The sequence below is a fragment of the Brevibacillus dissolubilis genome (genome assembly GCF_006170445.1).
In the GTDB taxonomy this organism is placed as follows: Bacteria; Bacillota; Bacilli; order Brevibacillales; family Brevibacillaceae; genus Brevibacillus_B; species Brevibacillus_B dissolubilis.
Genome location: NZ_VCNA01000005.1, coordinates 1 through 13,205, shown reverse-complemented (window position 1 = coordinate 13,205; position 13,205 = coordinate 1). Strand labels below are relative to the sequence as shown.

General features: G+C 51.7%; 12 protein-coding genes. 1 reads left to right on the top strand and 11 read right to left on the bottom strand.

What is annotated here, in order from left to right; all coding sequences use genetic code 11:
• Window positions 1-23: 23 nt before the first annotated feature.
• The 11 genes from yihA to FGI41_RS11080 all read right to left on the bottom strand — a co-directional run bounded on the left by yihA (window position 24) and on the right by FGI41_RS11080 (window position 12,313).
• On the bottom strand, window positions 24-740 hold the full coding sequence (yihA, locus tag FGI41_RS11130) for a ribosome biogenesis GTP-binding protein YihA/YsxC (RefSeq protein WP_139490223.1): 717 nt from the start codon (window positions 738-740) through the stop codon (window positions 24-26).
• Complete coding sequence (lon, locus tag FGI41_RS11125; RefSeq protein WP_139490222.1) at window positions 737-3,073, bottom strand: endopeptidase La; 2,337 nt, start codon at window positions 3,071-3,073, stop codon at window positions 737-739. Before lon ends, yihA begins: the two co-directional genes overlap by 4 nt.
• Before the next feature lie 189 nt (window positions 3,074-3,262).
• Entirely contained in the window at window positions 3,263-4,972 is a 1,710-nt protein-coding gene (gene lonB / locus FGI41_RS11120; RefSeq protein WP_139490221.1) for an ATP-dependent protease LonB, read from the bottom strand.
• A gap of 145 nt (window positions 4,973-5,117) precedes the next feature.
• Window positions 5,118-6,386, bottom strand: coding sequence for an ATP-dependent protease ATP-binding subunit ClpX (gene clpX, locus FGI41_RS11115; RefSeq protein ID WP_139490220.1), 1,269 nt, complete (start codon window positions 6,384-6,386; stop codon window positions 5,118-5,120).
• 24 nt (window positions 6,387-6,410) lie between these two features.
• Complete coding sequence (clpP, locus tag FGI41_RS11110; protein WP_139490219.1) at window positions 6,411-7,001, bottom strand: ATP-dependent Clp endopeptidase proteolytic subunit ClpP; 591 nt, start codon at window positions 6,999-7,001, stop codon at window positions 6,411-6,413.
• Between the two features lie 111 nt (window positions 7,002-7,112).
• Window positions 7,113-8,393 (bottom strand): trigger factor, encoded by a 1,281-nt coding sequence (gene tig, locus FGI41_RS11105; protein WP_139490218.1) that lies wholly within the window; start codon window positions 8,391-8,393, stop codon window positions 7,113-7,115.
• A 138-nt stretch (window positions 8,394-8,531) separates the two neighbouring features.
• The gene (locus tag FGI41_RS11100) at window positions 8,532-9,056 is read right to left on the bottom strand and encodes a metallophosphoesterase family protein (RefSeq protein WP_139490217.1); all 525 of its coding nucleotides are present in this window, start codon (window positions 9,054-9,056) and stop codon (window positions 8,532-8,534) included.
• Between the two features lie 4 nt (window positions 9,057-9,060).
• Complete coding sequence (locus FGI41_RS11095; RefSeq protein ID WP_139490216.1) at window positions 9,061-9,672, bottom strand: XTP/dITP diphosphatase; 612 nt, start codon at window positions 9,670-9,672, stop codon at window positions 9,061-9,063.
• A gap of 15 nt (window positions 9,673-9,687) precedes the next feature.
• Complete coding sequence (gene rph, locus FGI41_RS11090) at window positions 9,688-10,485, bottom strand: ribonuclease PH (protein WP_139490215.1); 798 nt, start codon at window positions 10,483-10,485, stop codon at window positions 9,688-9,690.
• Between the two features lie 157 nt (window positions 10,486-10,642).
• A complete protein-coding gene (locus tag FGI41_RS11085; RefSeq protein ID WP_139490214.1) occupies window positions 10,643-11,710 on the bottom strand; it encodes a GerMN domain-containing protein in 1,068 nt (355 codons plus the stop codon).
• Between the two features lie 90 nt (window positions 11,711-11,800).
• Entirely contained in the window at window positions 11,801-12,313 is a 513-nt protein-coding gene (locus FGI41_RS11080) for a CBO0543 family protein (RefSeq protein WP_139490213.1), read from the bottom strand.
• 186 nt (window positions 12,314-12,499) lie between these two features.
• Here FGI41_RS11080 and FGI41_RS11075 point away from each other — a divergent pair, with 186 nt between their 5' ends.
• Window positions 12,500-13,057, top strand: a complete 558-nt coding sequence (locus tag FGI41_RS11075) for a CBO0543 family protein (RefSeq protein ID WP_139490212.1) — start codon at window positions 12,500-12,502, stop codon at window positions 13,055-13,057.
• Window positions 13,058-13,205: the final 148 nt, after the last annotated feature.

Genomic DNA, 13,205 nt, shown 5'->3' with positions numbered 1-13,205 from the left:
TGCAAAAAAGAGGAATCCTCCCGCTACCCTCTCTCTGCACTTGCAGCAGGCGACTCTGCTTCCACTTCATTTTCGTTAGCATCAGGACGGTCTACCACTTGTTCTGTTACATCTGCCCGAGCAAGCTCCACGTCCGCTTGCTCCACTTCGTCCGCCATTTTCAGACGGCGCAGGATTTCGCCCCACAGTTCATCTTTACCCACTCCGGTCTCAGATGAAAAGACGATCATGGTATCCTCCGGACGGAAATTCAGCGCCTGACGGATGATTTTGAGGTGCTGCTGGTATTTACCTCGGGCGATTTTGTCGCCTTTGGTCGCCACAATGATGGTCGGCAGCCCGATCGCTTTGCACCAGTCATACATCGCGATATCGTCTTTGCTCGGCGCATGACGGATATCGACCAGCTGAACGACGAATTTAAGCTCTTTACGGGACGTGAGGTAAGTGTCGATCATTTTGCCCCATTGGGATTTGATCGATTTGGCCACCTTCGCATACCCGTAGCCTGGGAAGTCCACGAAATACATGTCTTTGTTGACCAAAAAATAGTTGAGCGTCTGCGTCTTGCCCGGTCTCTGTGAGGTACGAGCCAGCGCCTTACGCTGAAGCATCCGGTTGATGAGGGATGACTTCCCTACATTGGAGCGACCTACCAGAGCAATCTCTGGCAGGCCGGTCTTTGGATATTGATCAGGTCCTACTGCACTTATGATAAATTCTGCTGAGTTAATTTTCATTTGCTTTTCACAGTCTCTTTCGCTAATGCAATTTTTAATACTTCATCCAGATGCTCGACCGGATGGAAGGTTATTTCTTGGCGGACGCTTTCTGGGATGTCCTCGAGATCCTTTTCGTTCTCGGCTGGCAAAATGACAGTGGTCAGTCCGGCACGGTGAGCGGCAAGGCTCTTCTCCTTGAGACCGCCGATTGGCAGTACACGGCCGCGCAGGGTGATCTCACCGGTCATCCCGACATCTCTTCGTACAGGCACACCTGTAAGCGCGGAGACGAGCGCTGTCGCCATGGTAATCCCGGCAGATGGTCCGTCTTTAGGGATGGCACCTTCTGGCACATGGATGTGGATATCGTTCTTATCGTTGAACTCTGGGTCGATGTTGAGTTCTTTGGCACGGGAACGGATATAGCTGAATGCCGCCTGTGCCGATTCTTTCATCACGTCACCGAGTTGACCGGTCAGGGTTAGCTTCCCTTTGCCAGGGAATACGCTGACCTCGATGTTGAGCGTGTCACCGCCGACAGAGGTCCAAGCCAGACCTGTTACTGCTCCCACCTGATCTTCCTTCTCAGCCAGACCATAGCGGTAGCGTGGTTTGCCGAGCAGGGACTCTACGGTGTTTGGTGTGATGACGACCTTTTTCTTTTCGCCGCTGACGATGATCTTCGCAGCTTTGCGGCAGATGTTGGCGGCTTCACGGTTGAGGTTGCGCACGCCTGCTTCACGGGTGTACTGGCGGATCACCTTCTGCAGGGCATCTTCTGATACCTGCAGCTTATCCTTACCCAAGCCGTGATCTTCCATCTGCTTTGGCAACAGGTAATCCTGCATGATATGAAGCTTCTCTACCTCGGTGTAGCCAGAGATGGAGATGGTCTCCATACGGTCGAGGAGCGGGCCTGGGATCGTGTGCAGAGAGTTGGCTGTGGTGATGAACATGACATTGGATAAGTCATAGGTCTCTTCGATATAGTGGTCGCTGAAGGTCTCGTTCTGGTTCGGATCGAGTACCTCCAAGAGCGCGGAAGACGGATCGCCACGGAAGTCGGAAGCCAGCTTGTCGATCTCATCGAGCAGGAAGACTGGATTTACCGTACCGGCATTTTTCATTCCTTGGATGATGCGGCCTGGCATCGCGCCGACATAGGTACGGCGGTGACCACGGATCTCTGCTTCGTCACGCACGCCACCAAGTGAGATGCGGACGAATTCACGTCCAAGCGCACGGGCGATGGATTTGGCCAGAGAGGTCTTACCCACACCAGGAGGGCCTACGAGGCAGAGAATCGGGCCGCGCATGGAGTTGACCAGCTTCTGTACCGCGATATACTCCAAAATACGCTCTTTAGGCTTTTCCAAGCCGTAGTGGTCTTCATCCAGCACTTGCTCAGCGTGGCTGATATCGAGGTTGTCGACGGTCTGACGCGTCCAAGGGAGTGCCAGCAGGGTGTCGATATAGGTGCGGATGACACCGCTCTCGGCAGAGCTGCCCGGCATTTTTTCCAGACGGTCGATCTCTTTTTCGATCTTGATCTTGATCCGCTCAGGAGCGTCCGATTTTTCCAGCTGGTTGCGCAGCTCGTCGATTTCACCCTGACGGCCTTCTTTGTCGCCCAGCTCTTTTTGGATGGCTTTCATCTGTTCACGCAGGTAGTATTCCTTCTGCGTTTTTTCCATCTGCTTCTTGACGCGGGTGCTGATTTTGCGCTCCAGCTCCAGGATTTCGCGCTCATTGTTGAGGATATTGAGCAGGATTTCCAGACGTTGGAGTACATCGACGGCTTCGAGCACCTCTTGCTTATCCTTCATCTTGAGCGGCAGGTGGGAAGCGATCACATCAGCGAGACGGCCCGGCTCGTCGATATCACTTACCGAGGTGAATGTCTCCGGGGACACCTTTTTGGACAGCTTGATGTATTGTTCAAAATGCTGAAGAACCGTTCGCATCAATGCTTCTACTTCATTTTCGTCCACTTTGGTTTCTTCTAAATATGTAATTGTCACGAGGAAAAAGTCGTCTTCTTGTACGTAATCCTCGATCTTGGCACGTTGTAATCCCTCAACCAGCACACGGATGGTACCGTTGGGCAGTTTGAGCATTTGCTTGACACGGGCAACCGTACCGACACGATAGATCTGCTCGGTTCCCGGTTCCTCGATCTGTACCTCTTCTTGTGTGGCCAGTAAGATCTTATTGTCGTCCACCATGGCACGTTCCAGCGCTTTGATTGACTTCTCGCGCCCTACATCCAGATGCAGCACCATGCTTGGATAGACAAGCAATCCACGCAGCGGTAATAAAGGAATTTCACGCTCTTTATTAGATTCGCTCATGGCCAAGCACCTCCCAATCCTATTGTCAAATGTATCCTTGTTTTCGTTCCATTGTAGCGTAAACGACAGTCAATGTCTAATTTGCGGGCGCTTTCTTGTTCCAATACGGCAAAACGATGGCAAAACAAGTGGACTCCCTGTGTCTTACGGCTTGCAATCAGACAGTTGGGAGCCCTTCACTATACGGTTTTACACCTGAAAAGGAGAGGGAGCAAAGCCATCTGTCGCAAGCGGAATAAATGACAGATCGGTTGTTTCTTCCGATTCTTCCTGCCCGGCTTCATCCAGAAACGCAAGGCGTAATGCTTCATCAATCGTGGTGAGCGGGATGATCTCGATGCCCTCCATATCGGCAAAGATACTCTGCCAGTTCTCCTGTGGAATCAAGACACGTGTCGCTCCCGCTTGACGGGCTGCCTCTACCTTGGCGACGACACCACCGACTGGCTTGACTTTACCGTGAATACTGATCTCCCCAGTGATCGCAAGCAGGTTGTCGATCGGCTTATGATGGATTGCGGAATAGATCGCGGTCGCAATCGCCACACCGGCAGATGGACCGTCGACTGGTACACCGCCAGGAAAATTGATATGCAGATCATAATCATACGGCTGGGAGCCCAGACGGTGCAGAACGGTCAGGACGTTGTCGATCGAGCCTTTGGCCATGGATTTGCGGCGGATGGTACGGCTGCGGTTGCCCAGCTCCTCTTCCTCGACCAGACCTGTCATGGTGACACGTCCAGCGCCCGGCATGGCGGCGAGTGTAGCTGTCACCTCGATCTCCATCAATGCACCCATATTCGGGCCATAGACAGCAAGACCTGAGACAAGTCCTACCTGTGGTTGCTCATGTACCTGACGCTCGTGGCGTGGGGATTTCTGGCTGCTGTGCACCACCCATTCTACGTCAGAGGCTTCGACTGTAATCCGTCCTTCTGTCATGCTGATCCCTGCGGCAATCTGCAGGGTATTGATCGCTTCCCGTCCATTGGTGGCATAACGCTGAATCACGCTGATCGCCTCTGGTACGATGTCGATATCCATCTTTTTGACGGCGGTCTCGACGATACTGCCGATCTCTTTGGACTTCAGGGGACGGAAGAAAATCTCCAGACAACGCGAACGAAGCGCTGGCGGTATCTCTTCCGGTGTACGTGTAGTCGCTCCGACCAGACGGAAGTCAGCCGGCAGACCGTATTTAAAAATCTCATGAATGTGCGACGGGATCTGGTTGTTCTCTTCGCTGTAGTAAGCACTCTCGAGCATCACTTTGCGGTCTTCCAATACTTTTAACAGCTTGTTCATCTGTACAGGGTGCAGCTCCCCAATCTCATCGAGGAACAAGATGCCTCCGTGTGCTTTGGTCACTGCTCCTGGTTTGGGCTGCGGGATTCCCTGCTGTCCCAACGCACCGGCCCCTTGGTAGATCGGGTCATGCACAGAACCGATCAACGGATCGGCAATCCCCCGCTCGTCAAAACGGGCGATGGTAGCGTCTATCTCTACAAACTTGGCCTCTTGCGTAAAAGGTGACATCGAATTCTGCTTGGCATTCTCCAAAACAACGCGAGCTGCTGCTGTCTTACCCACACCAGGCGGGCCATAGATAATCACATGCTGCGGGTTGGGACCGCACAAAGCAGCCCGCAAAGCCCTCAGACCATCCTCTTGTCCAACGATCTCTTCGAGTTTACTGGGTCTGGTCTTCTCAGACAGGGGCTCCGTCAGTGCCATGGTTCGCAATTTGCGGAGCTGGTCCACCTCTTTGCGTGACTCCTTGTCCACAGAAGCGGTGGCCGTTCGTTGGTTTTTGAGCAGATTCCAAAAGTACATACCAACGATAAAACCGACGATCAACTCCAGTAAGCCGATGATTAACGTTGCATATTCGCTCATTTCCTATCCCTCCCCATCACACCTGTAGGTATCTACCCAAAACTATATTGTGTAGTATTACCGATGCTGGCAGGGAGTAAACAAAAAAACCACCTCTCCTTTTCAGGAGAGATGGTTATCTGTGTGAATGCGTGAGATGTCAATCCTACGCGCTTTCGCTGCGGATGACGTCGCCTTCCTTGTTGGTCAGCTGCGGCTTCACTTTGTCACGAACCACTTCTTCCGTGATGACGCACTTCTCTACGTCTTCACGGGATGGCAATTCGTACATCATGTCGAGCATGATCTGTTCGATGATCGCACGCAGACCGCGCGCACCGGTGTTACGCTTGATCGCTTCTTTGGCGATCTGCATGAGGGCACCGTCTTCGAATGTCAGCTCTACGCCGTCGAGGCTGAGCAGCTTTTGATATTGCTTGATGAGCGCGTTCTTCGGCTCAGTCAGGATGCGCACGAGCGTCTCTTCATCGAGAGGCTCAAGTGTCGCATGCACTGGCAGACGTCCGACGAACTCAGGGATCAGACCGAATTTGAGCAGGTCTTCTGGGAGTACATAACGGAGGTACTCGCCAGGTTTGAGGTCACCCTTCACTGCGCCTTCCACCATGTCCGCACCAAAGCCGATCACTTTCTTACCGATGCGGCGCTTGATGATTTGTTCGATACCGTCAAACGCCCCGCCGCAGATGAACAGGATGTTGGAGGTGTCGATTTGGATGAACTCTTGGTGTGGATGCTTGCGACCACCCTGAGGCGGAACGCTTGCAACCGTACCTTCGAGGATTTTGAGGAGAGCTTGCTGCACACCTTCACCGGAAACGTCACGGGTGATGGACGGGTTCTCGGATTTGCGTGCCACTTTATCGATCTCGTCGATGTAGATGATGCCTTTTTCAGCTTTCTCTACATCGTAGTCTGCAGCTTGGATCAGCTTGAGCAGGATGTTCTCTACGTCTTCACCAACATAACCTGCTTCGGTAAGCGAAGTCGCATCCGCAATGGCAAACGGCACATTCAGGATACGCGCCAATGTCTGCGCCAGAAGCGTTTTACCGCTACCGGTTGGACCGATGAGCACGATGTTGGACTTGGAGAGTTCCACGTCCTCGATCTTGGAGCTAGTGTTGATGCGCTTATAGTGATTGTAGACCGCAACCGCCAGGGATTTCTTCGCCAAGTCCTGACCGATGACATAATCATCGAGGATTTTACGGATTTCCAGCGGCTTCGGTACTTCTTTCATATCGATTTCGTCGTCTGTACCGAGTTCTTCTTGGACGATCTCCGTGCAAAGTTCGATACATTCGTCGCAGATGTAAACTCCAGGACCAGCTACAAGCTTACGCACTTGTTCCTGTGATTTACCGCAGAAAGAGCATTTCAATTGGCCCTTGTCATCGTTAAATTTAAACATGGGGTTCACCTCTCATCTGGTCGATTACTTGCGGTCACCTACACGGTCGATAACAGCATCCACCAAACCGTACTCCTTCGCTTCCTGTGCGGACATGAAGTTGTCACGGTCGGTATCGCGCTCCACCACTTCATATGGCTGACCGCTGCGTTCTGCCAGAATCTCATTCAACTGGCGTTTGGTTTTGAGAATCCAGTCAGCATGGATGCGGATATCCTCCGCCTGACCACGCACACCGCCGAGCGGCTGATGGATCATCACTTCTGCGTTTGGTAGAGCGTAGCGTTTTCCTTTTGCCCCTGCTGCAAGAAGGACAGCACCCATGCTGGCAGCCATCCCGATGCAGATTGTGGATACATCAGGCTTGATGTGCTGCATGGTATCATAGATAGCCATTCCCGCAGTGACAGAACCACCTGGGGAATTTATGTACAGACTGATGTCTTTGTCAGGGTCTTCCGCAGCCAAGAAAAGCATCTGGGCTACTACCAAGTTCGCTACATCATCATCGATGCCGCTACCCAGAAAGATAATCCGATCTTTGAGAAGACGAGAGTAAATATCGTACGCACGCTCTCCGCGACTGGTTTGCTCAATGACCATAGGGATTAGCATAGGGACTGACCTCCTCTACCGAATATGTACAAAATTGGATGGTGGTTGGTGGAAAAACAAGGCACGAAATACGCTCGTGCCTTGTGCTCTTCCATAAGCTTATGCGGTTGCTTAACGATTTGCAACGAGGAAATCAACGGTTTTGCGGGTAGCGATGTCGTATACGAGACCGCGCAGACCGTCTTGAGCTGCGAAAATACGACGAAGTTCGTCAGCAGGACGGTTGTACATACCAGCGAGCTTCTCAAGCTCAGCGTTGACATCTTCTTCTTCTACCTTGATACCTTCCGCTTGAGCGATCGCATCGAGAACGAGTGCGGTTTTCACGCGGGAGCCAGCATCAGTACGCATTTGATCGCGGAGTGCGCTCTCATCCATACCGGAGAATTGGAAGTACAGGTCGAGGCTCATGCCTTGCATTTGGAGACGTTGTTCGAATTCACGAACCATGGTATCGAGTTCGTTTTCGATCATCACAGCAGGGATTTCCACTTCTGCGTTGTCACCAGCTTTGAGCACGAGTTGTTCACGAACGTACTGATCTTTCTCGTTAGCGGAACGTTCTTCAAGCTTCGCTTTCACGTCAGCTTTCAGCTCGTCGATTGTGTCGAATTCGCTTACGTCTTTTGCAAACTCGTCATCGAGTTCTGGCAGGTTTTTGCGCTTGATGTCGTTCAATTTTACTTTGAAGACAGCTTCCTTACCAGCGAGGCTTGGAGAATGGTATTCTTCAGGGAAGGTTACAGTGATATCTTTCTCTTCGCCTTTTACGAGGCCGACGAGTTGCTCTTCGAAGCCTGCGATGAAGGTGTTGGAACCGAGTTCCAGAGAATAGTTCTCTGCTTTACCGCCTTCGAACGCAACGCCGTCTTGGAAGCCTTCGAAATCGATAATAACGATATCACCGTTTTGTGCTGCGCCCTCTTCTACCACTACAAGCTCAGCGTGACGCTCTTGCATACGCTTGAGTTCTGCGTTGAGTTGCTCATCGCCAACCGTGAAGTCTTTTTCTTCGATAGCAAGACCTTTGTAGTCGCCGAGTTTTACTTCAGGCTTAACAGTAACGGTCGCTTTGAAAACGAGGTTTTGGCCTTTTTCCATTTTTTCTACGTCAACTTCTGGACGGTCAACCGGCTCGATGCCAGTCTCTTGAACAGCTTGTCCGTAAGCAGTTGGAAGAAGGATATCAAGTGCTTCTTGATAAAGAGATTCTACACCAAAACGCGCTTCAAACAGTTTGCGCGGCATTTTCCCTTTGCGGAAACCAGGAACGTTAACTTTTTGAACAACCTTTTTAAATGCTTGATCCAAGGCTGTGTCTACTTGAGCGGCATCCACCTCTACCGTCAGCACACCTTGGTTATTCTCTAACTTTTCCCATTTTGCTACCACTTAAACTTCCCCTCCTAGATTGAATCCAAGAACATTGCTTTCAGAACACAGTGAACCTATGTAAATAGAGCAATTTACCTGCCATTATAACCACTTCAGTATAACACATACCATAAAAATATCAAGATACCCCAAAGCCTAGCGGCGGAGTGAAAATTGACCGCCGCGCTTTGGGTTGACTTGTCCGTTATGGTCGTAAAATGTCACTGTGACGTCGACAGAATCCGCGTCGGACTTCGTCTCGGTCAGGATCGCGTATGTAGGGACTTCGAAGCCTCTGGGCAGCTGCAGACTGCCGGGGTTGAGGAACAGGATGCCGCGTTCCTCGGCACAGACTGGATAGTGCGAGTGACCGAAGATGACGACATTGGCTCCCGTCTCTTCGCCTCTGTAGTGAAGCTTCAACAGAGAGCTTTTGACGCCGTAGAGATGGCCGTGGGTCTGATAGATGGTCAGCGCACCGTGGTGTGTCGTCCGCTCCTCGGGCACATCTCTGTCGGTATCACAGTTGCCGCGCACCAGCTTCATCGCGGTGAACGGTTCTTTGCTTTTGTCGGTACAGAAGTCTCCACAATGCAGAATCATGTCGACTTGGTGCCGTTCGACAACCTGTTTGACCTCGCGAACGAGGCCGTGGGTGTCGCTCATGATCAGAATGCTCATCCGGTTACCCCCTGATTTTTTCAAGCAGGTTTTGCATGGCGTGAGCGCGGTGGCTGATCTGATTTTTGTCTTCGCTGGATAGTTGGGCCATCGTGCACAGGCGCTGCGGCAGGAAAAAGACCGGATCGTATCCGAAGCCATTGGTGCCGAACGGCTCGTGGGCGATCACGCCTTCACATGTACCGGTCGCAATGATCGGAGTGAAATCCTCTCCCGGCTCGATGTAGGCCAGCGTGCAGCGGAAGCGTGCGGTGCGCTGGGCGAGTGGGGTGTCCTTGAGCTCTGCGAGCAGCTTGCGCCAGTTGTCCTCGTCTGTCGCCTGCTCACCCGCATAGCGGGCAGAATAGACGCCAGGCGCTCCTTGGAGAGCATCTACTTCCAAGCCGGAATCGTCGGCAATGGCGGTGATGCCCAAGTGATTGGCGATGGTTTTGGCCTTCTTGATCGCATTGGCCTCGAAGGTGTCGCCGTCCTCGACGACCTCTGGTGCATCTGGGTATTCGGCGAGGCTGACTACCTCCCAGCCGAGCGGAGCGAACAGTCGGTTGAATTCGCGCACCTTGCCTTGGTTGCGGGTAGCGAGGACGACTCTTTTGGTTGTGGTTTCGTTACTCATGATGGTTGACTCCATTTACGTAGTGATTTCTGGTTTGACGGAAGCGGTTGCCAGTTCTGGTGTTGCGGTCTCAGGCTGTGCTGCTTGGAACAGGGCCACTTCGCCGAGTGCTTCTTTTTGTGCTTGGATCAGACTGTTGACGCCTTTGCCGCCCAGGGTGAGGAGCTCGTGCAGCTGGTCAGCAGAGAATGGTGCTTCTTCCCCTGTACCCTGCAGCTCGACATATTTGCCGGCGCCGGTCATGACGATATTCATATCGACGATCGCGCTGGAATCTTCCTTATAGTTGAGGTCGAGCACGGCATTGCCCTCGATGATCCCGACAGATGTAGCGGCGAGGTAGTCGGTGATCGGGAACTGTTTCCATGTTCCGTTGTCGACCAGCTTGCGCATCGCATCCACCATCGCGACAAAAGCACCTGTGATCGACGCGGTGCGGGTACCGCCGTCTGCCTGGATGACATCGCAGTCCAGCCAGATCGTTTTCTCGCCCATCGCTTCGAGATTGACCACGGAACGGAGCGCGCGTCCGATCAGGCGTTGGATTTCCATGGTGCGGCCGCTTACTTTGCCTTTGGCAGATTCACGGGCATTGCGGGTCTCTGTGGCGCGCGGGAGCATGGAATACTCAGCGGTAATCCAGCCTTTTCCGCCACCGCGCATGAATGGCGGCACACGTTCTTCCAAGGTAGCGGTGCAAATCACTTTCGTGTCTCCTACTTCGATCAAGCAAGAACCTTCCGCGTGTTTGATGTAATTGCGGGTAATTTTAACGGGGCGCAATTGGTCTTGCGCGCGTCCATCTGGTCTCATGCTATGTTCCTCCTGTGATTGTTTCGTCAAATGTGGATTAGCGTTGCCCACGTAAGCCCTGTGGCACTCCGGCTTATTATACCAGTTGCGGGACGGCTTCTGCCACTTTTGCGCCTGTTGCAAAGAAAAACCACGCCAAACAGGGCGTGGGGCTTGTTTAGAACTGGATGGCATTGAGTGTCATCGGACGGGAAACCGGTTTGGAGAAGTCCATGGAACCCGCAGCCGTGAGCGGTTTACCCTCTACCATGAGTTGGACTTGCTTGAGCCCCGTGCTCTCAGTCAGCGACAGCACCAGAGATTCCATCGCTTCTGGATTGGCTTCCTTGCCGCTGTCATACTTCAGCACATCTTCGGAGAGGTTGACGACGAGCGTTCCGTTTTTCTCTTCCACGCCGAGCACTTTGGTCGTATTCAAGAGCGAGCTGAACAGCGGGGAGCCTTCTTTTGGCCCTTTGATCAGTTCTTCGACGACCGCTTTGGCCAGCTCCTTGGTCTCTGGGATCAGACGGGTGACAGGTACAAAATAACTGCGCTTGTCATCGAGCTGCCCTTGAAAGTAGACGGTCACCGGAGTGGTGCGGCCTGGAATCGCATTGTCAGCCAGCTCCATGTTAATCCCGTGGTTGCGGTTCATCAGACTCAATGGGGTATTCTCTTTTGGCATTTCGGTAAGCGGGGTACCATTCACCCAGACTGATACGTTTTTGACTTGTGTGAACTCAGTCATCGCGCGGGTTACAGCGTCGAGGATTTTCTTTTCATCTTTTGCCTCATATTTCTTGAACTCTGGTGAAAAGTCTACGGTAGCTGTCCCATCCTTGATCGTCATGCCAAGCACCTTGGTACCTTCCGGCAGAATCGGGGTAAAGCCTTCTGGGAGCAGAGTCTCCACCGGGCCGCCTTTTACCATGTAGGTGAGCACTTGTTTGGCAGCGCCCTCCGACTTCGGCAGGGTCAGGGATACCGGTACGACATAACCGTTGGCGTCCTGCAGATAGACCATGCGATCAACTGAGCCTTGGGTTGCTTCTGCGCTGGCCTGATCACCTGCGGCAGCATTCGGGTCAGTTGAGATTCCGTCCACGCTTACCTCCGTACCCGGCGGCGCGTCGATCGGTGCGCTGGTCTCCTGCTCGGGGCCAAACAGACCACAACCTGTCATGAGCATTGCACTTAATCCGAGTACCGCTGTCAATTTGGTTACCTGCTGCATTTTTTTCATCCTAAGATACCCTCCTCGTCTAACACTTTGTACTATGTATACGAGCCAGGCTTGACTTTATGCTTGGGATGTCCAAAAAATGTGGTCGAGCTATTTGATATACGCTCTCGGTACAGGAAAAACAGACCAGAACAAGAGCATGATCACGGCTTGAATCCCCCACGCAAGCAACGGATTGACAAAATGCAGACGTACCATCGAAAACAGCATCAGATTAAAAGCAAAGCTCCATCCCACATTCCATCCATGAGCATGATAAAAATAACCAAGTGACTTGAACAAAGACTCCAATGCAAAGTAAAAGGAGGCCCACGCTAGGATATAAAGGATCGCCTTCCCTCTGCTTTTGGGAAAGAAATAAAGAAAATTGAGCAGATGAAGCGGCACGATAAAAAAGGTATACCACAGGTTGGTCCATGTATGCGACGGGACGGGCATGCTTGAACCGTATGTCCACAATGGGTGCTGATAGTATACAAAATTGTACAGCAAATCACCAATGATGTAATACAGAATGGTGGAATAGAAGCTCCTCCATTCGCGCCACGCTCCTGACCTCCATGTGATCCCCAGCCAGACCAGACTGATTATTCCCTCATACAAGGTGAACAGCCCCTTTTTATACGGTATGAGACCTGAGACCTGTTTTTCCCCTTTAGTTTTTTTAATATGCCCATTTTACAACTATCTAATATGTAAAAATCAGGAGATCATGAAACCCACCTTCAAGGCAAAACCTATATTTGATGTTTAGGTAGCAATCGTTCAATTGGAAAGGGTGTGCTTCGTATGAACCAAGGCTATCCGTCGTATGAACAGGTCCAACAGACAAAAGAAATCCTGCAGAACATCGCTTATCAGCACTGGATATCCGACGAATTCTTAAGCTGGAAATGGTGGCTGCTGCTCGTCCTCGCCATCGTCCCATGGTTTATCTGGTGGAAGCTTGTCGATAAAAAAAGACTGCCTCAAATCCTTATCTATGGGATGTTGCTAGCCATGATGGCGATCGTACTGGATAGCATCGGAACCGAGTTATTATGGTGGAGCTATCCTGATAAGCTGATTCAGACGATGCCTCCCCTGCTTCCTGCTGATCTCACACTTGTTCCCACCCTGTTTATGCTGGTCTATAGCTTTTTTCCGACGGGCCGGGGATATTTCAACGGGATGCTCGGAATGAGTCTGTTTAGTGCATTCGTAGGTGAACCGTTGTTTATCTGGCTGGATTTTTATCGATTGCACGAGTGGCATCTCGTCTACTCTCTCTTCTTCTACTTAAGCTCGAACGCGATTGCCCGTTGGTTAGTCGATCGGATTTATGAAGTCTCCAAAAAAGCCGCATGAAAAAGACCGCCTGGGAACAACTGAAGTGCACCCCTTAAAGTAGACATTGGAAAAACCCCCTGGTTTAACCGATGAACTTTAGGGGGTGCATTTTTTATGGCAGTAAAAGGACAGAAGTTTCAAAGCTATCCAGAATCGATTAAACGTG